Here is a 26221-nt window from a genome sequence, read left to right on the forward strand (position 1 = left end):
CGCAAGACGAATCAATGGCCGTCAATGCATTTGTTTGATTTCATGGCGGAAAATCTCGTTCGCCGGCTCATGCGCCCCGTTCTCCCCGCGGATGCGGCGCAGCAAAATCTCGCCGGCCCGAAGCCCCATTTCGTAGGGCGCCTGATCCACGTAATAGAGCCTCGGCTCCTTCAGGAGCTGACCCGCCTCCACTTCGCCGAAGGACGCGACGGCCATGTCGCCGGGAATCCGCAGACCGCCTCGCACCAGCTCCAGCAGCACGCCGTGGCTCATGCGGTTGTTCAGGGACACGATGGCCGTCGGCCGCTCCTTCTCCCGCAGAAACCGTCGAACCGCCCTCATTCCGCCCTCCGTGGAGAAATCCCCGCTGTACAGCAGCAGCTTATCTTCCACGCCGCGCTCCTTCAACGCCCGAAGCACGCCTTCCAACCGTTCGCGCCCCGTGCTGACCCGCGTCAGGCCGTTCACGATGCCGATACGGACATGACCGTCGTCCAGCAGCGCCCGCGTCAGATCGTACGCGCAGCTCGCGTTGTCCTCCGCCACCAAATCCAGCGCAGGCGTCTCGCCGCCCGCTTCCAGCCGCCGGTCGATCAAGACGATCCGCTGCCCGTTGCCGATCAGGGCGTCGATGGCCGCCGCGCTGCCGCCGGAGGTCGCCAGCACGATCGCGTCGACGCGTTTCTCGTGCAGCAGCTGCAGCAGTCTCGTTTCCTTCTCCGGCGCCTCGTCGGAGCTGCAGAAGAGCAATTGAAAGCCTTCCGGCCCGACGACGTCCTCGATGCCCCTGGAAATGCCCATGAAGTACGGATTGGAAATATCCGGCGCGATGACGCCGATCATGAACGTCTTATCCTGCTTCAAGCTTCGGGCGATCGCGCTGGGCTGGTAATTCAGCTTGGCGATGGCGGCGAATACGCGTTCTTTTACTTCCGGGCTGACGTAACCGTTGTCGTTCAGCACGCGGGACACGGTAGCCGTCGATACGTCGGCCTCGGCCGCGACTTGTTTGATTGTTGCTTTGGACAAACCTCATTCACCTCTAAATAGGTTGTGTAACCGTTTACGTAATCGATTACACGATGAGGGTACAACGATTGGCGTTTACTGTCAATCCCTAATCGTTCGACAATCAACAGCGTCCCGCCTGGCAGGCTTCCGTTAACCAACCGGACAACTGGAGATCCAATCAAGCAAATCCGCCGACTGCGGCGAACATCATTATGAAGAAAAGGAAAACGCCTAAATATTCCTTGACAGGAATATTCCGAATTGGGTATATTGATAGTGGAAGCACGGCCGACGACAAATATCGGCAGGCAAAACATCATGATTTCGTTTCGGTTAGCGGGCTGCGCCCATTCCATTCATTTAGGAGGCATTATAATGGCGAATCAAATGACGGCAACGGTAGAAGGGAAAGAACTTATTTTGGAGCGCGTGTTCAAGGCGCCGAGCAAGCTGGTCTTCCAAGCATTCTCCGATGCGGAGCATCTGAAGCGCTGGTGGGGACCGCGCGGTTGGGACCTGACGGTATGCACGGTCGATTTCCGTCCGGGCGGCGTCTGGCACTACTGCATGAAATGCATGGACCCGAACCAAGGCGACTTCTTCGGCATGGAATCGTGGGGAAAAGCGATCTACGAGGATATGGTCGAAGCGAAGAAAATCGTCTACGTCGACTATTTCTCGGATGCCGAAGGCAGCACGGTCGAAGGCATGCCATCCTCGCATATCACGATGACGTTCATCGAGCAAGACGGGGCTACGAAGCTGATCAGCCGGGCGCGCTACGAATCCGAGGAAGCGCTCAGAAAGGTCATCGAAATGGGCATGGAGCAAGGCGTCACCGAAACGTGGGACCGTCTCGCCGAGCATCTGGCTTCCCAGCAATAATCGAATACACGTGTCTAGTGAAGAAAGCCGTCCCGCAAAGGACGGCTTTTGCGTTGTGTCGTACGGTCCGCGGGCGGGATCGGAACGGAAAAAGACCTCGTCCTGAAAGACGAGGTCTTGAACCGAATGCTCCCGTTAATCAATCTCGAATCCGTCGCTGATGACTTTCAAGACGTCGAACGAAAGATAATTCCCCGACGATTTCGGATTCTTCTCGGCCGTGTTGACGATCTTGATCGTATGCATCTCATTGTCCAAATCCGTTAATTCGAACACGCTCGACTGGAATCGATAAGACGGACTGTACAGGTCGACGGGGCTCGAAGTCGCAAGCTTCCCGTCGATATAGATTTCCGCCTTGCCCCTATTCGGCCCTTTGGTGCCCATCACGATGATGTGCGATCCCCGGAAGGACGTTTCCACCGTGCTGTTCGTCTGGTTCGAATAGCGCGAGCTTTTCCCGCTGTTCTGCGGCGACAGGTTCGTCTGCCAGATCCCGGTCATTTTGACGTTCGGATTCGTGTCTTCGATGTTGACCGTCGTGGTGTTCTCCGTCTCGTCCTTCGTCGCCTTCGTCACGACGAGCGCATCGATCTGAAGCGGCTGCTGGCCGATGGCGATAAAATCGGTGACGTTGATGATCCGGATCGTGTGCTTGCCGTTCTGCAGCTCGCCCGTGTCGAATACCGGCACTTGATACGTGTCTTTGCCTTCTTTGTCCCCGTTCAGGTTGACGATCTTCTCCGTCTCGGGCTTATCGTCGACCGTCACCGCTATCAGCGGCGTCACGCTGTTCAGCTTGCTCGCGAGCAATACGCCCCGGGTACCGGTAAAGGTGAGCACGGCCTCGTCCCCGACTTCGTACGATGCCATGGCGAATCCGTTCGAGTACGACGAGTTCGATATCCGCTTCCACTTGCTCGAAAAATCGAAATTCACATCGTTCTCCTCCAGCTTGACGGTAAAGGTCTCCGCCGGATTGGCGACGCGGAGCTGATCGACGTTGATGGCCGAGCCGACCGAAGCGGGCTCCTGGCTGCCGGTCCACTCGATGGTCAGCGTATGCGCGCCGTTATGCACGGATTGCTTCAGCAACACTTGATTCATTTGCTTATATTTATTATACAACGAAGGCGATGCGACCTTGACGCCGTCGATGTACGCATCGGCGATGCCTTGGTCCGGGCCTTTGACGCCGGTCCACGTGATTTCGCTGCCGGTAAACGCGAAGCTTACGCTGCCCTCGGCGTTCAAACGCTTCAACGTGCCGTTCGAATAGCCGGCATCGGAAGCCGACTGCCACGCCCCGGTATACGCAAGCGCCGGATCGGTGTCCTCGTAGTCGCCTGTTCCGTGCGCCGCGATTTCGTCATGGTCCATGCGAAGCGCGTACGTTCCCGCGCCCGCATAGGCGTGAACGTCGACGTAATAGTAGCCCGTCTCCGGAGCGGCGTAGACGATGGATTCCGTCGAGCTGCCTTCGGTTTCGGCATGCGCCACCATGTCGACGCTGGACTGGATCGTTTGCGCGGACGGAGCGTAGACGTACAGGTCGTAATCCGTCTCCGCGCCGCCCGTCAGCGAGAGCGTCAGCTTATCGCCGGCAAGCAGATGGACGAAATACACGTCGTCCGGATTGGCCGCTTCGTCCAGCGTGCCGCCCGGATTGCCGCCTGCGAGCGGTTTGCCCGGCAGCTCGTCGTCGGTCAGCGCGCCATAAGCATCAAGCATTTTGCCGCTGGCCGTTTTATTCTTCAGCGAAGCCAGCGGTTTGCCGCTCAGGTCGAGGCGTTCCTTGACCGTCTCCGCGCTCTCCGACGGATCCTGGCTGAGCAGCAGCGCCGCGACGCCCGCCGCGTATGGGGCGGCCATCGACGTCCCGGTGCTCTTGCTGTAGTCGTCGACCGGAATTTCCAGGTTGATCCGGGTAATCGACGGATCGGTCGTCTCGACGTCGCTGAAATTCATCTGATCCGTCAAGTCGTACTGCGCCGCTTCATAGATCGTGCCCGCGACGCCGAGCGCGTAGCTCCAGCTCTCGTACTCGGGAACCTCGAAGCGAACGAAGTCGAGGTGGAGCGTGTCTTGCATGAACGGCGTGCCGACCAACTGGAAGAGCGAGCCTTCGCCGGTGAGCAGCATGCTTCCGCCGCCGTTCAGGTAAGCGGTCAGGTTGTCCTGGTCGGCCGACTTCAGCGACGAGTTGCCGAGGCCCGTGAACCAGATGACCGTATCGTAGCCGTTCAGCTTCTCGAGGGACGGTCCGTCCTGACCGGCGCCTACCGTCTCCACGTCGTACGCGTAGCCGGCGGCATCCAGCAGGCCGGTATAGACGGCAAGCTCGTCCGGGAATCCGGCGTCCTGCATGTCGTCCTGCACGAGCAGCACGGACGGCTTCTCGGTATCGCTGCCGCCCAAGAACTGCATCGCGCCGTCGAACGCCATCCGCCGCTGCTCGGCAGACGGCATCGATTCAAAGCCGAACACGTTGTAGACCGCCTTGTACGTGCCGTTATCGATTTGCGCCCCGAGGCCGATGTTGCGGGAAGGCGCCGTGCTCAGCACCGCGATGCCCGGAGCCGCCGCATCGACGGTCTTCGGTCCGTAGTTGCTGAAGTAGGAGAACAGCCCGTCAGGACCGACGGCCCCTACGGTCACGATATTTTTGCTGCCGTACGAGCCCGGATAAACCGGAGAGACGTCCAGGTTCTTCGGCGCTTTCAACGAGAAATCTTCCTTCGGCTCATTGCCCGCCGCAACGGTGAAGAGCAGCGGCGAAGCTTCGATCGCATCCTTCAGCGCCTGGCTGTACGTATCCGTCGTCCAGCTCAGGTTCGCGATTTTCGCCCCTGCGCGCTCGGCGTACTGGATCGCGCGGATGACGTCCGACGCATAACCGGTGCCGTCGGGACCGAGCACCTTGAGCGGGAGGATTTTCACGTTCGGGGCGACGCCGCTGATCCCGATGCCGTTATTTGCCGAAGCCGCGATGACGCCCGCCACCTCGGTCCCGTGGAAATCCCCTTGGCTCGCGTCGAATACCGTGCCGTCCGCATTGTAGAAATCCCACCCGTTCACGTCGTCCACGAATCCGTCGCCGTCGTCGTCGATGCCGTTGTTCGGAATTTCGCCCGCATTCTTCCAGATGTTGGCCTTCAGATCGGGATGGGACGTGTCCACGCCCGTGTCAAGCACCGCGACGACGACGTCGCCGCTGCCTTGGCTGATATCCCACGCATTGATGGCATTGATGTCGAAGCCGGGCAGACCTTTGACCGGCCCGTCGATAACCTGACCGACATTCCGCAGTCCCCATTGATCGGGAAACAACGGATCGCTCGGCACGGAAGCCATATGAACCTTGACGTCCGGCTCCGCATAGAGCACGCTCGGATCCTGCTTCAGTTCGGCTATGACGCCGTTGACGTCGGCAGATGACGTCTCAAGCACTTCCAGGCCCGTTCCGGGAAGGTTCCACGCGTCCGCGACCGCCGCGGATTTGGCGCGAAACGCCGCGGCATCTGTCCCTTGCTTGTATTTGACGATGATCCGGCCTCCCGTCGTAGACGGCGCCGTTCCCTGCCGTTCGCCGAGGCCGGCCAGAAATTTGTCCTGCTCGGTCACGGGAAGAGCCGATGCGGGCACAGTCGCTTGCAAAGAGCCAACCTCCGCGTCGTCCGCGGAGGACATGCCCCCGGCCGGCGCCGGCCACTGGCTTTTGCGTTCTTTGCCCGGATTCGTCTGCGCGGCCGGATTCGTATCGTCCGCCATATGCGCGCTAGCCGCATAGCCCGGAACGGATAGCCCGAACGCCGTCGACAACGAAAGCGCTACGATCAGCGCTTGTTTGCGTACATGTCTTTTCAAAGTTTTGGCTCCTTCTGTCACAAATAATGTGCTGCCGCCGCGAATCCCGATGAGGACCGGGGAAGCCGGCCTGCGGCTCCCCCGAAGAAGTCCCTTCCATCGGACCGAAACGGATTATTGAATCAGGCCGGCGGATTGCAGAAGGCTGTGGAGCACCTTCGCCACGGCTTCGCGGCTCGTTGCCGCTTTCGGGTCGAATTTGACGCCGCCTTGCGCTTCGTAGCCTTCCATCAGACCGAGATCGCTCACCGTCTGAACGCTGTCTTGCGCGTACGCGCTGATCTGCGCCGCATCCGCGTAAGGCTTGTGGGTGCCTTCCGGCTTCAGCAGGTTCAGCAGTTCGGCCGCTCTGGCCAGCATCACCGTCAGATCTTGGCGATTGATTGGCGCGTTCGGATTGAACGAGCCGTTCGCGCCTTCCACGAGGCCGGCGGCATAGGCGGCCGCCACGTCCTGCGCGAACCAGTCCGTCGCCTTCACGTCGCCGAACGGCGCCTTAGCGGCCGTTTTCTGCAAGCCGAGCCCTCGGACGAGCATCGAAGCGAATTGCGCGCGGGTCACGTTCGCTTTCGGTTCGAACTTGCCGGCCTTCGTGCCGTTCAGCAGGAATGCGTCGGCCAGCGTTTGAATTTGATCCTTCGCCCACGATGCGCCGATATCGGCGAACGCGACATGGCGTTTCGCTGCCGCATACGTCGAGAGGCCCGGGCGATCGATCGTGACGATCGTCGTGCCGTCCGCCGCGGCCGTAAATCTAGCCGCCACCGGACTCACGCTGCCGTCTTCTTCGTACAAGGCGCCCGCATTCGTCGCGTCGATGCCTTTATCGAGCACGAAAGAACGCTTGAACGATTGTTCCGCCGCGAAGATTACCGGCGTCGACTTGCCGTCCGCTGCCGCGAACGCCTCGAAGGCATATGGCGCTCCCAATACGTCGGCATCCGGATATGCAGCTTGGAATGCCGCCTTGGCGTCGGCGTTCTTCGCCACGCGAACGTTCAGTCCGGCGCCGGCCGTCAAGCCCTTCAACGCCGACAGCGGGAAGGCCACTGAAGCATCCTCGTTCCAAGTGAACACGATGGAGCTGCCGGCCGGCGCTTTGCGCAGCAGCTCGACTTGCGCAGACGTCAGCTGCAATTGCGCTTCCGTCGCATCGTCGTTCGCGACGTCAAGCGCGATGGCCGCAGGAGCTTGCTTCGCCGCGTCGAGCGCCGTTTGGAGTTCCGCGTCCGTCACGGTCGCGATCAACTGCTTGCCTTGCAGCGAAGCGGAGGCTTTCGCGGTCACGAGCGATTGACCTTTCTCGATCACGGTCGGCGCGATGCTTCCGTTTGCCGGAGGCGTCACCGTGCCGCCGTTGCCCGGATTGCCGCCGCCGGGATAACCGCCACCTGGATTGCCAGTGCCCGGATTGCCGGTGTCCGGATCGCCATTGTCCGGATCGCCATTGTCCGGATCGCCATTGCCCGGACCGCCGACGCTCAACTTGCTGAATTTGACCGTCGTGTACGCGACCTGCATATGGTCCGCGTCCAGCTCGCCGGTGGTTTTATCGATATGCTGCGCGAAAATTTCAAGCTCGTACAAGCCGTCCAGCTGGCCGAGCAAATAATTGCCTTCCTCGTCCACCCGCGGATCGTCGATGTCGATGCAGCTGCCGTCGATCTGCTCGAAGCGAATCGGTCCCGTCGGAATCGTGGCAAGCTCCTCGTCGTACATGCTCGACACGAGGCAAGGGGAAGCAAAGGGATCAAGCGGCATGGCGACCAGCAGCAATTGCTGCATGTCTTTCGCGTTCAGCTTGGCCGTGACGTCGATCGGATGATCGGGACCTGCGACGACGTCCGTCGCGCGCATGTCCGTCACGCCCCATTCGCTCGGGTCGGAATCTTCGCCGACATGGATAACGAACGGCAGGTGAAGCGTAGGCAGGCCGTCGCTTTCCAATATAACGTCGCCTTCGTAGACGCCGTCGGCCGCATCCGCTTGCGCTTCGGCCGTCAGCGTCAAGTCGAAGTCGCCATTAGCCGCGACCGAGACCGTATTGCCGTCGCCGAGACCGCCCAGCGTCATATCGATCTTGGATACGTCCGGCGTCGGAACGGCCCGCAGCGGATCCGGGTCCGACGTAACTTGCTTGTGCATTTCCACGTGCGCCTCGTACGTTACCGCGGCGTTCGACGTGTTCTGCACTTCCAGCGGCTTCGAGACGGGCTCCGAGCCGGCATCGATCATGCCGAAGCTCACGCTGCCCGCTTCGCTCGCCATCTTCGTCGGCTTCATCAGACTGTCGTAGATGGTGATCTCGTCCATCGATTTCAGCAAAGCCGGCGTCGCGATGGCATTCGCCACGTTGGCTCGGCCCGCGCCTTGGGAGTAGACGTCGTACGTCGTTCCGGACGGATCGCTGATCAGTTCCGTCGTGTTGTCGAGCGCCGCGCGGATGTCGAGCGGCGTCCAATCCTTATGCGCTTCTTTCACGAGCAGCGCCAGACCCGCAACGTGCGGCGTCGCCATGCTCGTGCCCGACTCGCGCATGTAAGCCTGACTGTAGTCGGCGCCCGCAACGAATTTGCCATAGGCCGGCCAAGTCGAATAAATGTTGACGCCTGGCGCGACAAGGTCCGGCTTAATGCTGTAATTGCCGTCCGAGTTCGGGCCGCGCGAGCTGAAATCCGCCATGTTGTCGCCTTTGTTTTCAAGCTTGTCGAACGCCTCGATCGTGAAGCTGAGGGTTTTCCCCGCGGCGGCGGTCAGCTCGCGCGCGATTGCGCGGCCTTCGACGCCCGCCATGTCGAATGTCGGGATATTATCCGCCCCCGGTCCGGAATCGAGGCCGATCAGGCCGTTTCGGCCGGCCTGGTCTTCGGTCAGATCCGGAACCGTCACGCCATTGACGACTTTCGAGTTGCCGTTGAACATGACGACCGCAAGCGCGCCGTGCTTCTTCGCGAAGGCGACTTTGTCGACGAACGTGATGTCGCCGCGCGAGACGAACGCGATCTTGCCCGTCACGTTCACGTTCTTGTAATCGGAGTCCTTGCCGAGACCGACGTACACGGCTTCGATCGGATCGTTGCCGAACATGGCTTCGAAGTTCTCTTCGCCCGTCTTCCACTGGGCGAGCTTCAGCGGCTTCGCTTCGGACGGCGCGCCGCCCGAGATCTGATGGGATGCGCGCGCGCTGTAGATCGGCATCGCGCTCGGGCTTGTGGCCGCGCCGACGGAAAAGGCGAGCTGCGCCGCCGACGGGGTGCCCATCGAGTAGTAATATGGCCCTTCCGTCGCCGCGTTGCCGTTCGCGACCACCACGGTCACGCCCGCCAGAACGGCATTGTTGACCGCGATCGAATCCGGCGAATTCGGGCTCTTGTTCTCGTCCGAGCCGAGCGACATGTTAATGACGTCCACGCCGGCCTGAACTGCCCGCTCGAGGCCGTCGATGATCGTGGCCGAAGAACCGGACACCAGACCGTTAGAGGCTCGGCCAAGCACCTTGTACACATACAGGTCCGCATCGTACGCGACGCCTTTCTGCACTTGCGACGCCGCCGTATTGCGCGCCCGGCCCGCGATCGTTCCCGATACGTGCGTGCCGTGCTGGGTACCCTCGAAGCCGATGCCGAGCACGTCTTCCGACGGCGTGAGCGGCGGCTCCTCATACGGATCCTCGTCTTGGTAAAAGGAATCGTAGCCGCCGGCAATGTTCAAGTCCGGATGCATGTAGTCGACGCCCGTATCGAGAACGGCCACCTTCATGCCTTTGCCCGTATAGCCTTCGGCCCACGCCTTGTCGACGCCGATCTGCTTAAGCGGAGCGTCATCGTACGCCGGATCGGCGGCGACGGCCGCGCCTCCCGCACTGCCCGCACCGTCCGCAAGCGGATAGTACGTCAGGTTCTCGTTGATGCTGACGACGCCCGGCAGCTTGGCAAGCGTCGGAATTTGGTCCGCGCGCACGGTGACTTCCATGCCGTTCAGCACGTTGGCGAACTTGCGGTTGACCTTCAGCGTCACGCCTTTCGCCTTCGAAGCGGCGACGAAGGAAGTTTGCTCCTTTTGAATCGCTTGCGTTGCCGACTGCGCCGAGAAGGCTTGCCTGCGGAGCTGGGCGGCATACTTGCCGACGACCACGGGATCCTGGCTCAATTGCACGATGACGTTCACGTTGCCGGTCGCTTTCGTGTTAATGTTCGGCGAAATGATCGGCGCCGTCGACGTTGCCGCCGCCGCGGAAGCTTTGTCGATCGCTTCCTTCAGCTGCTTGTAGTCGATCTTCGGCATGCCGCTCGTCGCATCGGCTGAGCCGTTGTCGGCAGCCATGACGTGCGCGGGCACGTTTAACAGCAGCAGCATGGAAGCTGCGAACGCGGCTGACTTTTTCATGAGTACGTTATTCAAGTTTGTGTTCCCCATTTCCGCATGAATGATAGAGAAGTGCTATTGCGCCGCCGACTCCGGCGTCCGTAGGCCGCGAGGCTTACTTGACGACGTAGAAGGCGTCGATCGAGATCGTATAACCGGTGGATAGCGCGTTCTTCTCGCCCGCGTTCACGATTTTCACGTCGTGGCTGCCATAAGGCAGAACGTCCGAGACGAACACTGGCACCTTGTATTTGAATTGCGGGCTGTACATATCGACCGGATCCGCGTTCACCTTGACGCCGTCGACGTACACGTCGACCATGCCGCGGTTCGCCCCGGTTTGCGCCAGCAGCGACACTTTCGTGCCGAGGAACGAAAGCGTCGCGGAATTGCCGGCCGCGTCGGAATACTTCGCGCTGCCGCCGGCGTTCTTGGTAGACAGGTGCATCGACCAAATGCCGGTATAATGCACGAACGGGTTCATGTCCTGATAGATTTTGAGGCTGTCGTCCCCGGACGGCTTCGTCACGACGACGGCATCGACGTTGGTGCCGTAACCGCTCGACTTCTCGTTCTTCGCGTGCACGTTGACGATCCGGATCAAATGCGGGCCGTAAGACAGGGCGCCCGTGTCGAACACCGGAACCTGGTATTGCGCGGTAGCGCTGTAGAGATCGATCGTCTTCGCCGTCTCCGGCTGATCGTCGACCATGACGGTGACTTTGCCGCTGCTTGGCGTCGTGGCCGCTTTCAGGACCGCGTTCGTCCCGGTGAACGTGAACTCCGCGTACGCGCCGGCGCTTTCGGTGACTTCCGCGTGTCCGCCGGAGTAGTTGGCATTGGATTGCCATGCCCACATGCCGACGAAATTGAACGCCGCGTCCGATTCTTCCGCGATGGATGCAAATGCGCCGCCGCCGTCTCCGACGATGAACGAATCGACGTTGATCGCGTGAACCGTTCGCTTCACCGCCGGATCCGCCTTGCCCGTCCACGCGACTTCAATCGTGTGGTACCCGAATTTTAGCGATTGCTTGAAAATCGATTGCTTGGCTTGCGGCGTCTTGCTGTACAACGAAGGCGATGCGACCTTGACCCCGTCCACGTAAACGTCCGCGATGCCCATCGTGTCGTCCTTCAGCGCCGTCAGCTCGATCAGGCTGCCGGTAAACGAGAACTTCGCGCTTCCCGCCGCGTCGATCGTCTTGATCGTTCCGCCGGAATAGCCGGCATCCGCTTGCTCGGTCCAGGAGCCGGAGAAGCCGACGGCCGCATCCATATCCTCGTAGGTGCCGGTCGGATTGCTAGATTCCAAGTTTTTGCTGAGCGTATACGCGCCGGAGGCGCCGGTGACGATGACACTTACATAATAGTAGCCGGTCTCTTCCGCTTGATAGGAGATGGCCGCCGGAGCGCCGTCTTCCCTGCTCGTCGCGAGAAGCTTGTCGGATGCGTCCCAATCGTTCAATGAATTCAGGTGCGGGTTGTACAGCATCATGACGAATTTCGTGTCCGGATCGCCGGTCAGGGACAGATTCACCTTGTCGCCCGCGTTCAGATGCACGTAATAGACGTCCTGATGATCGCCCATGATATCGAGCGAGTCCGTCTGCAGCGCTTGGAGAGGCTTGCCCGGCGCGTCGTCGTCGCTGACTGCCCGGAACGCGTCGACCATCCGGCCGTTGTCGTTATAGACCGGGCTGTCGTAGTCCAGCAGCGATTCGAGATGCTTGCCGGCGAGGATGACCCGTTCCTTGACCGCCTCGGCATCCAGCGTCGGATCCTGGCTCATGACGAGCGCAGCTGCGCCAGACGCGAACGGCGAGGCCAGATAGGTGCCGAACTCGTAATTGTAGTCGTCCATCGGCACGCTTAGGTTCATGCGGGCGACGGATTCGTCATTGGACTTGTAATCCGAATAGAAAATCGAAGAAATCTGATAGCTTTGATTCTCGTAAATCGTGCCCGGCTGCCCGTCGGCGGACCGCCAAGTACTGTAGTCGATCGCGCCGCGGTTGAAGTCGTAGCGGATGAAATCAAGGTGCAGCATGTTCGTCACGAATTCGCTGCGCTCCATGTTGGTGAGCGCGCCGGGACCTGCCAGCAGCAGATGACCGCCGCCGTTCAGGTAAGCCGTCAAATTCGATTGATCCGCGCCCCGCAGCACCGTCGTCAGCTGGCCGTTCACCACGGAGCCGACCGCTTGGCCCGTGAACCAAATGACGATGTCGTACTGGCTAAGCTTCTCGAGCGCCGGACCGTCCTCGCCCGCCTGCACGTTGACGATGTCGTAGGAGCGGCCGGCCGACTGGAGCAGGTCTTGATAGAGCGGCAGCGCATACGTCTGTTCTTCGTCCGACACCAACAAAATCTTCGCGTCGCCGCCCGGCTTGTCCAGATACGCCAGCGCCTTGTCGAAGCCTTCCTGGCGATTAATGATGACCGAGCTCGGATCGGAAGGATCTTCCGACGACGTGAATAAGCCCTCATAGCCTAATTCGTTGTAAATCACCTTGTACGTGCCGTTGTCGATCTCGGCGCCGACGCCCGGGTCGCGGGTCGGCACGGTCGTCAGCACCTTCATGTTCGGCGCCGCGATATCGACCGAGCTCCGCCCGTAGACGCCGTACATCTTGCCGTCCATGTCGATGCCGGCCACCGACAAAATATTGTCGCTGTCGTACGCCGCCGGATACTCCGGATAGTTGTCTTTGTTGATGTTCACCTCGTCGTCGCCAGCGCTCGCGACGAACAGCATGGACGATGCGTCGATCGCGTCCTTGAGCGCCTGGCTGTAACCTTCGAGCGACCAGCTGACGTTGGCGATCTTGGCTCCCATGCGTTCGGCGTAATCGATGGCCATCAGGGCGTCCGACACGTAACCGCCCTCCGGTCCCAGCACCTTCATCGGCATGATCTTGACGCCCGGCGCGACGCCGGAGATGCCGATGCCGTTGTCGTTGGCCGCCGCCAGGATGCCGGCGATTTGCGTGCCGTAAAAATCGTCGTCGTAGACGCTGTACGGCGAATTGTCGCCGCCGTAAAAATTCCAGCCGTGCACGTCGTCGACGAAGCCGTTATGGTCGTCGTCAATGCCGTTGCCGGGAATTTCGCCCGCATTCGTCCAGATGCTGTCCTGCAGGTCGGGATGCTCGATGTCGACGCCCGTGTCCAATACCGCGACAACCGTATCCGGCGTCCCTTTCGTGACGTTCCAAGCTTCCGGAGCGTCGATATCGACATCCCACGTCCCGAAAATCGGCGACCCGGTCTCGCCGTCGATGCCTTGTCCTTCGTAATGCAAACCCCACTGATTCATGAACTGCGGATCGTTCGGAACGGCAGCTGCCGCCATGCCCGCCTCAGTTGCCGCCTCGCTCTGCGGCGCGACGGAAGCGCCCTGCTTCTGATTGCCGTTCGCGCCCGTAACCGGCGCGCCCGCCGGTCCGCCGGAAGGGGACGAACCATCCTTCGGCTTCAACGGCTTGTGCTGCTTGATCTTGATGTCCGGTTCGGCATACAGCACCGACGGATCCTGCTTCAGCTTGGCGATCACGCCCGCCGCGTCGGTTCCCGCAGCCACCTCCATGATCTCCGTGTTCGACCGCGCGAGGCTCCATGAAGCCGATATGCCGTTATCCGCGTGGATCCCGGCCGCGTTCGCGCCGTCCTTGTATTTCACGATAACCCGGTTTCCCGTCGCAGCCGCCGGGGGAGGCCAATGTCCGAATGTTCCGCTCGCATATGGCGACGGACTCGCTTGACCTCCCGTTCCCGCTTCGGCGAACATCGGACGTGGAAGCAGGCCGAACGCCAACGATACGGAAAGCAACATCGTGAAAGAATGTCTTGCCACTCTACTTTTCAAGCGTTTCGCTCCTTCTGTCGCAATTGGACTTCTACGTTATGAAACTCATCCATGCGTGCCGCGCGATTCGTTCCGAGCTTATCCGGAACCGCGGCACTGCCCCTTCGGTTAAGACAACTCGCCTAGCAATCTGATCCAAACTTACTAGTAAGTAGATAGAACGACAAAATAAAACCCCGCTTCATTTCCTAATAAAGGTTGATAGGGGTTTCCGTTATTCTATGATTTTCGTAATACGACCACCTCTTCTGTCTCGAATGTAGGTCAACGTCAGATAACATAACATCTTGTCTGAATCTGAGGAAAATTATATATTTCCGCTATTGGAAACGTCAAGAAATTTATATTTTTAAACTCTCATGAAAAAAGATAATGAAAAATTAGGAAATTGGTGTTATATTAAATAACGTAGATGGGTCTATCCTCTCTCACCTCTCATGTCGAAATATCTGCGGTCCTAGTAGATAGGCCAAAAAATAGCCGCCAAAAGGCAGCCGATTTGGGGTTTCGCCGCAGCGCGCGTCTACGCGCCGTTCAGCAGGCGGTCGATTCCGTTCCGAATCCCGGAACAGAAATGCCCGCACGGCGTTCGCCGATCCGTAAGCGCGCCTGTGACGGCGGACGGATTCGGGAGCGATTGCCATGCGCGCGAGTCGATTGAGGGATCAGCTCACGTTGTTGCCGGCTTTACGAATTGCGATTTTCCCGATTTCCATTCCATCCGTACTATTTAATTGTAAAATATAGTAAAACATTAGCGCTATTCAGTAGAATTATCTCCCCTATCCAGCAGAAATCGCTCCCCCTATACTAAAAAAACGGCTGCCCGCGAGAGGAGCCTTCTTTGGCGTTCCGATCGGTGGCGCCATATTGAATGCCCATAAAATCCTAATTATGAAATGATAGCCCAGAAGAGGGCGTTCCTTGCGGAATGTGATACCTAAAGTCTTCCTTAAGTCTTGCGCGAAAGGCCGCTTCCCTTTCGAGACGACGTCCGCTCTTCACGGGCCAAAGTACCTATTCGCCGATGGACGGGCGGAATTTGCCGAGAATCCCATTCTTGTCGCGCCAAGATTCGGGATCGAATGCTTTCTATTGCGCTTACAATGTTATCCAAACGCACTAGAGACGACGCGATACGAATTCCCAAGTATAGCCACAAGGACCTGTTTCGGCTTCCATTCCTAGGCAATAACGCCCATTGTTCTCGTTATATCGACAGAATATAATGACGCTGTGAAACGGGACGCTCCCGAAATGGGGATGAAAGTTTCATATGCGCCGACGGCGCAGCTCGATTCAAGCCCTTAGGGGTACTTTCAGAGGAGGAAAAATAAGTATGGGTTCACTTGCTAAACGCATTACCAAGACACGTACGCCGCTCACATCGTTATCCATCACCGCCGCTATGCTGATTGGCTCGTTGAACATGCAGCCTGCCGCGCAGGCCGCAAGCTCGTCTCATTTGCTATCCTATGAAGGCGCAGCTTATGCTTCATCGATGGAAGGCGGCCTCTCGCCCGACAAGGCGGTGGACGGAGACTTGGACTCCCGCTGGGGCAGCGCGTTCAGCGCCGACCAGCAATGGATCTACGTCGATCTCGGCGCCCCCGCGACCATCGACAAGGTCGTTCTCCGTTGGGAGAACGCCTACTCCAAATCGTACAAGATTCAAGTCTCCGACGACGAGTCGGAGTGGAAGGACATTTACGTCAATGCCGCCGGCGACGGGGGCGTGGACACGATCGCATTGACGGGTTCCGGCCGCTATATCCGCATGCTGTCGCTGCAGCGCTCCGGCAATTACGGCGTCTCGCTGCACGAATTCGAGGTATACGGCACCGGCGGCAGCAATCCGCAGCCGATCGTGCTCGGGCCGGACGTCGCCCTGAAAAAACCGGTCGTCGCTTCCTCTTACCAAATACCCGATAAAGATAAACCGCTCCTGCTCCCGGAGTACGCCGTCGACGGAGATCCGAAGACGCGCTGGTCTTCCCGCGATACCAGCGACGAATCGCTCTATGTGGATCTCGGCAGCGTCCGCGAGCTCGGCCGCGTGCGGCTGAACTGGGAAAACGCGGCAGGCCGGGTCTACGATCTGCAGGTATCCGACGATGCCGAGCATTGGACGACGGTCTATCGCGAGATGAACGGTCATGAAGGCTGGATGGACACGCCGATCTACGCCAGCGGCCGCTACGTGCGGATGAAAGGCATCAGCCGGACGACGAGCTACGGCTACTCCCTGTACGACTTCAACGTGTACGACTACGTGCCGGGCGACCCGAAACCGGTCTATGACATCCCGGCGCTGCCGACCGCGTCCGTCGTCGACGTCGGCAAGGGCAGCTACCTGACGAGCGACATCTCGATGCCGCAGCCGCGTCCGCCGATCAACAAGACGGCCGACGTGACCGCGCCGATCGCCTCCAACGACTGGTGGCAATCCGTGCTGATCAAGAACCTGAGCGACAGCCTCGTGACGCTTCCGCTCAAGTCCAAATACACCTCGCAAGGCCTCGGCATCCTGAACCCGGGCGCGGGCTGGGTCAACAAGGACGGCAATTCGCAAGCCGCGGACGGCGCGCCCGATTTCTACCTGTCGGCCGGCAACATCGGCGCCTCGCGCGCCAAGAACGTCGTCTCCGGCTACAGCGACTGGTCCGCGACCGTCGTATTCAGCGACAACGACACGAAGAAGATGGAAACGACGCTGGTCAAAGGCTCGCCGTACCTGTATTCGGAGTTCAGCGATCCGACGACGCCGGACCTGTACTTCCCGGTCGCCACGACGTTCTTCGGCGACGACGGCAAGCCGGTGCTCGCGACCGACGGCGCCGCGCTGACGTCGGACCACATCGGCTTCACCGTCACCAACGTGGACGGCTCGCCGGAGCAAAAGACCGTCGTTCGCCACTACGGCGTCTTCGCGCCGGAAGGCTCCTCGTTCATTAAAGTCGGCAACAAGGTTAAGATCCGCCTCGGCGGCGGGGCGCATTACCTGTCCCTGGCCGCGATGCCAGCGGCAAGCGACCTGAACTATTTCTATCAACACGGTTACGCGTTCGTCGCGAAGACGACGGTCACGCCGGGCTTCGACGAAGCGACGTCCGAGGTGACCACCAAGTTCGAGGCGACGATCGATCTGAAACGGACGGATCTTGCGCACACGACGCTGATGGCGCTGCTGCCGCATCAATGGAAGCAAACCGCGTCGCCGCTGACGGCGTTGTCGTACCCGTCCATTCGGGGCACGCTGAAGGTGCATGAAGGCAACGACTTCACGACGACGGACCGGTTCTACGGCATCGTGCCGCAATTCACGGAACCGGGCGACCCGACCTATTCGCGGGACGCGCTGCTGGAGCAGCTCGCTTATCTCGACGAAGCGACGTCGAAGAACATCATGTCCGGCGACGCGTACTGGCAGGGCAAAGTGCTCCACCCGCTCGCCATGGGCGTGCTGATCGCGGATCAGATCGGCGACGATGCCTACAAGAACATGTTCCTCGGCCGATTGCGCACGATCCTGACCGATTGGTACACGTACACGAAGGGCGAACCGGACTATTTCATGTATTATGATCCGACGTGGGGAACCATGTATTACAAATCGAGCGAGTTCGGCGCCAATACCGGCCTGACGGACCATCACTTCACGTACGGCTACTACGTGTTCGCCTCCGCGATCCTGGCGACCTACGACCAGGACTTCAAGGACAATTACGGCGGCATGGTCGAGCAGCTCGTGCGGGATTACGCCAACCCGTCGAAGAACGACCCGCAGTATCCGTTCCTGCGCAACTTCGATCCGTACGAGGGCCATTCGTGGGCCGGCGGATACGGGGACAACAACAACGGCAACAACCAGGAAGCCGCCGGCGAATCGCTGTTCGGCTGGGTCGGCGAATACATGTGGGGGCTGCTGTCCGGGGACAAATCGGTCCGCGACATCGCCATCTACGGCTTCACGACCGAGCTGAAAGCGGTCGAGCAGTACTGGTTCAACTACGACGGCGACAACTGGCTGCCGGCATTCGACCACAAGTCGACCGGCCAAGTCTACGGCAGCGCCTATAACTTCGGCACGTTCTTCAGCGGCGATCCGGTCAACATATACGGCATCCACTGGCTGCCGACCGGCGAATACCTGACGAGCTACGGCTTCGATCCGCGGAAGGCCGCCGATCTGTACGACGGCATGGTCGCGGACAACGAAGGTCCGGAGGACGCGTGGCAGCATATCGTCTGGCCGATCGAATCGCTGAGCGACCCGCAGGCGGTGCTGGACAAATTCACCGTCGAAGGCACGCAGAAGAACGAAATTTTCGACACGTACTGGTTCGTGCACAACATGGCGACGCTCGGCCAACGCACCACGGACATCTGGGCAAGCGGTTGGTCCGGCGCCACGGTCTACAAGAAAGGCGCGGCTTACTCGGCGATGATCTGGAATCCGACGAACGCGCCGATCGCCGTGACGTTCCATAACGCCGCCGGCGTGACCGGCTCCGCCAAAGTCGGCGCGAAGTCGCTGGTAAAGGTCGATCCGACGAAGGTGACGGACCTGAATCAAGCGATCCCGCCGCGCCTGACGGCCGATACGACGCAAAACATCGTCGGCCAGCCGGTCGAATTGACGTTCGCCGACAACGCGGCATGGCGGCAAGCCATCGGCGCCGTGAAGGTGAACGGGGCAACGGTCGATGCCTCGAACTATCGCGTGCAAGCCGGCAAAATCACGCTTGATGCGGTTGCGTTCCCGGTCGAAGCCGGCTACGACATCGCCGTGCAAGCCGCCGGTTACCCGGACGCGACGATCAAGCAAATCGTCACCACGAACAGCACCGCGAACCTGGCGCTGAACAAGCCGACGGTCACGTCCGACAACGCGAACAAGGCCGGCGCCTTCGCGGTCGACGGCAAAGCCGACACCCGCTGGGAGTCCGCGTTCAGCGACCCGCAGTACATCACGGTCAACCTGAAGTCCGAATACAAAGTCAGCCGCGTGCGCCTGAACTGGGAGAACGCCGCAGGCAAGGATTACACCGTTCAGGTGTCCGCGAACGGCAAAGACTGGAAGACCGTCTATGCCACGACGCGCGGCCACGAAGGCATCGACGACATTACGTTCGCGGCCGAGAATGCCCGCTACGTCAAGGTAAACGGCACGGCGCGGACGACCGATTACGGCTACTCCCTCTGGGAGCTCGAGGTGTACGGCACGCCGGCCGGCGCGCTTGACGCGCCGGAATTGACAGCGGACGCCACCCTTAACCGCGCCGGACAGCCGATCGATATCGGCTTCGACGATTTCGCGGATTGGCGGACCGCCATCACGGCCGTGAATGTGAACGGCACGCCGGTCGACGCCGGCAAGGTTCAAGTATCGCCCGGCAGGATCACGCTCGACGGCTCGCTGTTCGCGAAAGCCGGCAGCTACGACATCGCGGTCGAGTCGAAAGGCTTCGCCAATACCGCCGTCAAGCAAACGATCGTCACGGCCTCGAACGTCAACCTCGCCCTCCGCAAGCCGGCGACGACGTCGATCGACGCGAAGCAGCCGGGCAAGAACGCGGTCGACGGCAACAAGAACACCCGTTGGGAATCCGATTTCAGCGACCCGCAATTCATCACGGTCGACCTTGGCGCGGAGAACGTCATCAGCCGCGTGCTGCTGAACTGGGAGAACGCCGCCGGCAAGAGCTACACGGTGGACGTGTCCGCCGACGGCAAAACCTGGAAAACCGTCTATGCCACGACGAACGGCAAGCCGGGCACGAACGACATCGGCTTCCTGCCGGTCAGCGCGCGCTACGTGAAAGTGAGCGGCACGGAACGCACGACGAACTACGGCTTCTCGCTCTATGAATTCGAAGTGTACGGCGATGCGGACGGCTTAGCGAGCGCGCCGGAGCTGAACGCGGATACGACGGACGCGGTCGTCGGCCAGCCGATCGTCCTCACGTTCGACGACGACGCGGCTTGGAGAAGCGCGATCGGCGCCGTCAAGCTCGACGGCACCGCGATCGGCGCGGGCCAGTACGCGGTAACCGAAGGCAAAATCGCGCTGAACGCGGCCTTGTTCGCCAAAGCCGGCTCGTACGCGATCACGGTTGAAGCGAAGAATTACGCGGACGCGGTTGTGCAGCAAACGGTCGCGGCCAAAAACGACCCGAACCAGAATCCAGATCAGAATCCAGGCCAGAATCCGGGGCAAAACCCTGGGCAAAACCCGGGACAAGATCAGGGGCAAACGAATCCGAACCCGCTGAACCTGGCGTTCAACCGACCGACGGCCTCTTCGCCGGATTACCACCGTTCGAGCGCGGACGCGGTCGACGGCAGACTCGACCGCCGCTGGGAATCGGCCTTCGCGGACAATCAATGGATGAGCGTCGACCTCGGCGCCGCCAAGACGATCAACCGCGTCGTCCTGAACTGGGAGAACGCGTACGGCAAAGCATACACGATCGACGTCTCCGAGGACGGCGAGAAGTGGACGACGGTCTTCGCGACCGAGAACGGCAACGGCGGCATCGACGACCTCTCGTTCGATCCCGTCAGCGCCCGTTACGTCAAAATGAACGGCATCACGCGCGGCACGCCTTACGGTTTCTCCCTCTGGGAGCTCGAGGTGTACGCGGGCGACAAAGCGCCGCTCGCCGGACCGGCGCTGCAGGCGGACGACGCGGGTAACGTCCTCGGCAAGCCGATCGAGCTGACGTTCGCGGACGACCAAGCTTGGCGCGGCGCGATCAACGCGGTCGAGCTGAACGGCGCGGCGCTTCGCGCCGACCAGTACGCGGTAGCCGCGGGCAAGCTTACGCTGAACGCGGACCTGTTCACCGAAGCCAAGCAGTATCAAGTGACGGTGCAGGCGGTCGGCTACAGGGGCAACGCCGTCGTCCAGGCGATCCTGCCGGCGACGAACCTGGCGCTGAACAAGCCGACGGCCACGTCCGAGAATCCGCTGCAAGGCGGCGAACGCGCCGTGGACGGCGACAAGAGCACCCGCTGGGAATCGGCGTTCAGCGATCCGCAGTGGATCAGCGTCGACCTGGGCGCCGTCACGACGGTTAGCCGGGTGCTGCTGAACTGGGAAAATGCTTCCGCCAAGGCCTACGCGATCGAGGTGTCGACGGACGGCGAGACGTGGACGAAGGTCTACGCCGCGACGGACGGCGACGGCGGCATCGACAATATCTTCATCGCGCCGGCCGAAGCCCGTTACGTGAAAGTGACCGGCACGCAGCGCAATACGCAATACGGCTACTCGTTGTTCGAATTGGAAGTTTTCGCTTAAGCCGCGAAAGCTTGCCGCAAGGCGCAACGACAAGGGCCGGGAACACCTGCTATCAGGTGCTTCCCGGCCCTTTTGCCGTTGCGCTCAGTCCACGTCGAGGAGTTCGAGGATGACGCCCAGATCGCCCGTGCTTTCCACATAGGCGTATTTGTCGCCGTTTTGGATGAGGGGATATCCGAACGCCTCCAGCTTCGCGGCCGTTTCGAGCATCCGGTTCTTCGCCTTGAAGGCGATGTGGTGCACGCCGGGCCCTTTGGTGTCGAGAAATTCCTTCCAGGTGGTCGGGTCTTCCGTAGGCTCGATGAACTCGACGACGAGATTCTCCATATGGAAGAAGGACAATCTGACCCTGCCTTTCGTCGGTTGTCCCATGTACGTCACCGTATCGCTGCCGTCCTCGTTCGCCATGATGACTTTCGGGGCGGGAACGCCGAGCAGCTCGGCGAAGCGTGCGGTAGCCTTTTCCACGTCCCGAACGATCATCGCGATTTGACAAACCAGGGTTGTTTGAAGAATCGTGTTTTCCATGCTTACCTCCCAGTACGAATTATTATGCGATAGGACTATCCCCGCTGTCGCGGCAACGTCCCGCAATACGATCTCGCCAGCCGCATGCAATCATGCCGTTCTCGGCCGGACCGCGCGGATTCGCGCTCGACTCCCGCTTGCTGCCAACCGTCTCTTGTCCGGCCTCTCTATTCTTTCACCCTGTAGCTGACAAAAGCCAGTCGGCCGCCGTCGGGCGACCAGGAATTGACGTTCAGGGTGCCTTGCCCGCCAAAGAGCTCGACGAGCGTGCGGAACTCGCCGCCTGCGCTCGACATGACGCGAATCTCGACCTGCTTGTTCGCGGGATGATCGCCAGGAGCCACGTCGCCCTTGCGATACGTAATATAGGCGATCGATTCGCCGTCCGGGGATACGTGCGGGAACCAGCTGTTGCTCTCGTCGAACGTCATCTGGACCTGCTCGCTGCCGTCGGCGTTCATGCGCCATACTTGCATCAGTCCCGATCGCACCGAATTAAACCAGATATGCTTGCCGTCCGGCGAGTATTCGGGGCCGTCGTTAAGGCCGGGCACGTTCGTCAGCTGCGTCTCGATGCCGCCGTCGACGGGAATCGTGTAGATGTCGTACTCGCCGTTGCGCTCCGCGCAATACGCCAGCGTGCTTCCGTCCGGCGACCAGCCGTGCAGATAGCTCGGGGCCATCGGCGTGACGAGCAGCGGTTCGCCGCCTGCCAGCGGGAACGTATAGATGCGGGACTGTCCGTCCTCGTAGGTATGATGGCTGACCGCTACCCGCGCATTGTCGGGCGACAGCACATGGTCGTTGTTGCATTGCACCGCGTAGCCCGATTCGATGACCGTGCTTTCTCCCGTCGCGATGTCGTACGCGTACAGGTACCCCAGGCTGTTGTAGACGAGACGACGGCCGTCGCCGGTCCAATTCGGCGCCTCGATCAAATAATCGAACACTTTCAGGACGCTGCGCTCGCCGCTGCGCACGTCGATCGTTTCCAGGATGCTGATCACGTTCCTGCCTGTTTCTTTGCGTGGTTCCGATAGTGTATTCATCGTCTAGTCTCCTTAAGTTTCGATTCTCTCGCCGCTATTCTTGGATGACCGCGGGTTAAGCCCGCGGCTTGATATTCAAATTAACGCCCAAATCGTCCTCGCTGTCAACGATCGTCCAGCTGCTGCCCGGGTAGAAGCCGATCGTGCGCATCGCATAGCCCATCTCTTCCAGCTCGCCGATGATCGCGTCGCGCTTGTCGCCAACCTGGAAACCGAGATGATGCACGCCGTTGCCGTGCTTATCCAGAAATTCGCGGAACGTGCTGTCGTGCTCGTCCGGTTCGTGCAGTTCAATGACGAAATTGCCGGCCTTGATCACGGCGAACTTGAGGCCATAATACGCGGGCTGTCCGCGGTAGGTCAGCTCCGGATTGCGCGCCGGCGCATGATTTTGGATCTCGGGCACGGGAATATTGAAAAATCGGGCCCATGTCTCGGCCGTCTTTTGGATGTCTTTCACGACGAGCGCGATCTGAATAAATCCGTCGAAGCTGATATTGTTTTCCATGTGAGCACCTTCCTCGTTTCGTTGGTATAAGATCGGTTTCCTTGCGGGTATAATCCGATTTCCTTCTGATTCCCTTATTTATCCAGTGTGCCCAAATACCGCAGATGCTCCTTCATGTACGCGTCGGCCTTGAAGGCGAACCCGAACGTTTGCTTGATCTGCGAGACGTCGATGGGCATGGCGCCGGGATCGGGCCGGCCCTTGTCCTCGAGCACGATTCGGCTTCCCGAGCCCATGAGGTCGACCGCCATTTGCGCGATCTCGGCCCAAGTACGGAACTCGGTACTGACGGCGGTATAATAGCCGCGGTTCAGTTCATCGGAATGGAGCAGTTCCGCGTAAACCTTCGCAAGGTCGCCCGCCCAGATGAATTGCGTGCCGTCATGCTTGACGAAGGACATCGGCTCGTTCGCCATGGCGCTCCGTACCATACGGACAAGCTTCAGGTCGGGATAGAGCGGTCCGCCCTCCACGCAGGGATTGCCGAACGTATAGCCCGGCCGCACGATATTCGCCTGCAGGCGGTATTGTTGGGCGATGGCCATGAGATACGCTTCCGTTGCCGCCTTGGTGGCGCCATAGTACGACGACGGCTTGATATAGCCCCGATCGTCATTCGGCGCCGAGCCGAAGCTCGCGATGGACGACGTATAAACGATCTTGCCGACTCCAGCTTCCGCGGCTGCCTGGAACAGGCGGATCGAGGGAAGCGTTTCGTTGACCGCGTTCTCGATCGCCGTCCCGTCGAGCCACGAGAGCGCGACATGGACGCATGCGTCCTGCCCCTCGAGCCCCTCGGCGATCGCATCCGAATCGCCCATCGTTCCGGTTACGAAGCGGATGCGTTCATGGCCCGTAAAACCCGGGACCTTATTGGCATTTCTGGCAAGAAGCGTAAGCGCATGGCCATGCGACAGCAGCTCCTTGACGACGTAAGACCCGATAAACCCGGTGCCTCCGGTAACGAATATGTTCACTGTTCGGCTCCCTCCCGTATCATTCCTTGACGCTGCCCATCACGAGTCCGGTCGTGAAGTACTTCTGCAGGAACGGATAGATGCACAGAATCGGAATCATGGCCAAAAACATTTGCGCCGCGCCCGTCGTTCGGGCGCTGACCATGGACAAGTATTTGGATAAATTGCCGCTGAGGTCGGTGTTGTTGCGAATGAACTCCTCCGGATTCACGACGACGGTCTGCAAATACGTCTGCAGCGGATAATGCTGGATCTGGTTCATGTAAATCATCCCGTCGAACCAGCTGTTCCAATGATCGACGAACGCGAACAGCGTGACGGTCGCGATCGTCGGCGCCGAGACCGGCAGCACGACCCGGACCAGCGTCTGCACATGACCCGCGCCGTCCATGTGCGCCGCCTCCAGCAGTTCCTTCGGCAGGCTGCGCATATAGTTCATCACGACCAGCATGCTGAACACGGGAACCGCGCCGGGCAGCACGAGCGACCAGACGGAATCGATCAACCCGGTGGTTTTCACTACCATATACGTCGGAATCAAGCCGGCGTTGAAGAGGATCGTCACGACGAAAAACCACGAGAACAGGCTGCGCGCCCGAAAATCCGATCGCGATTTGGAAAGCGGATACGCCGTCAGGATGATCAGCAGCAGATTGATCGGCACGCCGATCGCCGTGCGATGGAGCGAGACCAAGAGCGACATGAAGAACTTCGACGTATTCGTGATGAACTGATACGAGACCGTCGTAAAGCCGACCGGAAAAAAAGTAACCTCCCCCGCGGCGACCGCGGTTTTGTCGGAGAACGACACCGCCAGCAGATTAATGAACGGCGCCAGGCATAACAAGGCAACGATCAGCAGGAAAGCCATATTGCACACCAGAAAGATCTTACGTGGCATGGAAGCCTTTATTCTCATTGTCCCGTCCTCCGCTAGAAGACTTTATATCCGGTAAACTTGTCGGCCAAGTAATACGACGCCACGATGAATATCATCGATACCCCTGATTTGAACAGGCCGGCGGCCGTGGAAAGCGAGTATTGCGCCTGCTCGATGCCGAGCCGGAACACGAAGGTATCCAAGATGTCGCCGGTGGAATACACCACGGGGCTGTACATGTTATAGATCTGGTCGAAGCCGCCGTTCAAAATATTGGCCAGCCCGAGCACGCTCATCAGCACGACGATGGACGAGATGCCCGGCAGCGTGATGTGCCATGTCTGGCGCCAGCGGTTGGCGCCGTCGATCACCGCGGCTTCGTACAGCGCCGGGTCGATTCCCGTCAGGGCCGCCAGATAGATGACCGATCCGAACCCGAAGCTCTTCCAAATATCGCTCGCGACCATCGTGGCCGGAAACGCGTCCGGGTTGCCAAGGAAAAAGATCGGTTCGATCCCCAGCTTGGCGAGGAGGATATTGACGAATCCTTCGCTCGGCGACAACAGATTGATCAGAATGCCGGACAAGATAACCCAAGACAGGAAATGCGGCAAATAGACCACCGTCTGAAAAATGCGCTTGGTCAGCAGACTTCTGACCTCGTTGAGCAGCAGCGCGAACGCGACCGGAACAATGACGCCGGCGACCATCTTGCTTAACGCGATGACGACCGTATTCCGAATCACCGTGCCGATGTTCGGCATGGAAAACAACGTCGCGAAATTTTTGAATCCTACCCACTGCTGATGCCCGAACAGCCCTCTGGCCGGAATGAACTTCTGGAACGCGATTATGACGCCAGCCATGGAACCATAGCTGTAAACGGCCACCAGAACCACCGCGGGAAGCAGCATGAAATACAGAGGAAGCTCTCTTGCCAGCTTATCTTTTCGTTTCAGACTCGCAAACACCGGATC

General features: G+C 60.0%; 12 protein-coding genes. 2 read left to right on the top strand and 10 right to left on the bottom strand.

Annotated features, from left to right (window positions below; all coding sequences use genetic code 11):
* Positions 1 to 21: 21 nt before the first annotated feature.
* On the bottom strand, positions 22 to 1029 hold the full coding sequence (locus tag GT019_RS03550; RefSeq protein ID WP_161741218.1) for a LacI family DNA-binding transcriptional regulator: 1008 nt from the start codon (positions 1027 to 1029) through the stop codon (positions 22 to 24).
* Between the two features lie 357 nt (positions 1030 to 1386).
* On the opposite strand from GT019_RS03550, the gene GT019_RS03555 reads away from it, so the two are divergent.
* Positions 1387 to 1896 carry an SRPBCC domain-containing protein gene (locus GT019_RS03555; RefSeq protein ID WP_161741220.1) on the top strand — a complete coding sequence of 170 codons (510 nt, stop codon included), beginning with the start codon at positions 1387 to 1389 and terminating at the stop codon, positions 1894 to 1896.
* A gap of 135 nt (positions 1897 to 2031) precedes the next feature.
* Here the strand turns inward: GT019_RS03555 and GT019_RS03560 are convergent, their stop codons facing one another.
* From GT019_RS03560 to GT019_RS03570, 3 genes are all read right to left on the bottom strand, one after another.
* Positions 2032 to 5763 carry a S8 family serine peptidase gene (locus GT019_RS03560; protein ID WP_161741221.1) on the bottom strand — a complete coding sequence of 1244 codons (3732 nt, stop codon included), beginning with the start codon at positions 5761 to 5763 and terminating at the stop codon, positions 2032 to 2034.
* 114 nt (positions 5764 to 5877) lie between these two features.
* The gene (locus GT019_RS32395; RefSeq protein WP_161741223.1) at positions 5878 to 10164 is read right to left on the bottom strand and encodes a S8 family serine peptidase; all 4287 of its coding nucleotides are present in this window, start codon (positions 10162 to 10164) and stop codon (positions 5878 to 5880) included.
* Between the two features lie 79 nt (positions 10165 to 10243).
* Positions 10244 to 13810 carry a S8 family serine peptidase gene (locus GT019_RS03570; RefSeq protein ID WP_161741225.1) on the bottom strand — a complete coding sequence of 1189 codons (3567 nt, stop codon included), beginning with the start codon at positions 13808 to 13810 and terminating at the stop codon, positions 10244 to 10246.
* A gap of 1525 nt (positions 13811 to 15335) precedes the next feature.
* Here GT019_RS03570 and GT019_RS03575 point away from each other — a divergent pair.
* On the top strand, positions 15336 to 21302 hold the full coding sequence (locus GT019_RS03575; RefSeq protein ID WP_161741227.1) for a galactose-binding domain-containing protein: 5967 nt from the start codon (positions 15336 to 15338) through the stop codon (positions 21300 to 21302).
* An 84-nt stretch (positions 21303 to 21386) separates the two neighbouring features.
* On the opposite strand, the gene GT019_RS03580 is transcribed toward GT019_RS03575, so the two are convergent.
* From GT019_RS03580 to GT019_RS03605, 6 genes are all read right to left on the bottom strand, one after another.
* Positions 21387 to 21830 (bottom strand): VOC family protein, encoded by a 444-nt coding sequence (locus GT019_RS03580; RefSeq protein ID WP_161741229.1) that lies wholly within the window; start codon positions 21828 to 21830, stop codon positions 21387 to 21389.
* A 167-nt stretch (positions 21831 to 21997) separates the two neighbouring features.
* Positions 21998 to 22879, bottom strand: coding sequence for a TolB family protein (locus GT019_RS03585; RefSeq protein WP_161741231.1), 882 nt, complete (start codon positions 22877 to 22879; stop codon positions 21998 to 22000).
* Between the two features lie 55 nt (positions 22880 to 22934).
* Positions 22935 to 23387 carry a VOC family protein gene (locus GT019_RS03590; protein WP_161741233.1) on the bottom strand — a complete coding sequence of 151 codons (453 nt, stop codon included), beginning with the start codon at positions 23385 to 23387 and terminating at the stop codon, positions 22935 to 22937.
* 74 nt (positions 23388 to 23461) lie between these two features.
* Positions 23462 to 24364 (bottom strand): NAD-dependent epimerase/dehydratase family protein, encoded by a 903-nt coding sequence (locus tag GT019_RS03595; protein WP_161741234.1) that lies wholly within the window; start codon positions 24362 to 24364, stop codon positions 23462 to 23464.
* Positions 24365 to 24383: 19 nt separating this feature from the next.
* Complete coding sequence (locus GT019_RS03600; RefSeq protein ID WP_235946615.1) at positions 24384 to 25265, bottom strand: carbohydrate ABC transporter permease; 882 nt, start codon at positions 25263 to 25265, stop codon at positions 24384 to 24386.
* A 32-nt stretch (positions 25266 to 25297) separates the two neighbouring features.
* Positions 25298 to 26158: an ABC transporter permease gene (locus GT019_RS03605; protein WP_235946801.1), complete on the bottom strand. Its 861-nt coding sequence runs from the start codon at positions 26156 to 26158 to the stop codon at positions 25298 to 25300.
* Between the last annotated feature and the right edge of the window lie 63 nt (positions 26159 to 26221).

It is taken from the genome of Paenibacillus glycinis (genome assembly GCF_009909185.1).
GTDB classification, from domain to species: Bacteria; Bacillota; Bacilli; order Paenibacillales; family Paenibacillaceae; genus Paenibacillus_Z; species Paenibacillus_Z glycinis.

Excerpts from the sequence above, each read along its gene's own strand:
- GT019_RS03555 (WP_161741220.1), top strand. The coding sequence starts at position 1,387 with ATGGCGAATCAAATGACGGCAACGGTAGAAGGGAAAGAACTTATTTTG.
- GT019_RS03575 (WP_161741227.1), top strand. The coding sequence starts at position 15,336 with ATGGGTTCACTTGCTAAACGCATTACCAAGACACGTACGCCGCTCACA.
- GT019_RS03580 (WP_161741229.1), bottom strand. The coding sequence starts at position 21,830 with ATGGAAAACACGATTCTTCAAACAACCCTGGTTTGTCAAATCGCGATG.
- GT019_RS03585 (WP_161741231.1), bottom strand. The coding sequence starts at position 22,879 with ATGAATACACTATCGGAACCACGCAAAGAAACAGGCAGGAACGTGATC.
- GT019_RS03590 (WP_161741233.1), bottom strand. The coding sequence starts at position 23,387 with ATGGAAAACAATATCAGCTTCGACGGATTTATTCAGATCGCGCTCGTC.
- GT019_RS03600 (WP_235946615.1), bottom strand. The coding sequence starts at position 25,265 with ATGCCACGTAAGATCTTTCTGGTGTGCAATATGGCTTTCCTGCTGATC.
- GT019_RS03605 (WP_235946801.1), bottom strand. The coding sequence starts at position 26,158 with ATGCTGCTTCCCGCGGTGGTTCTGGTGGCCGTTTACAGCTATGGTTCC.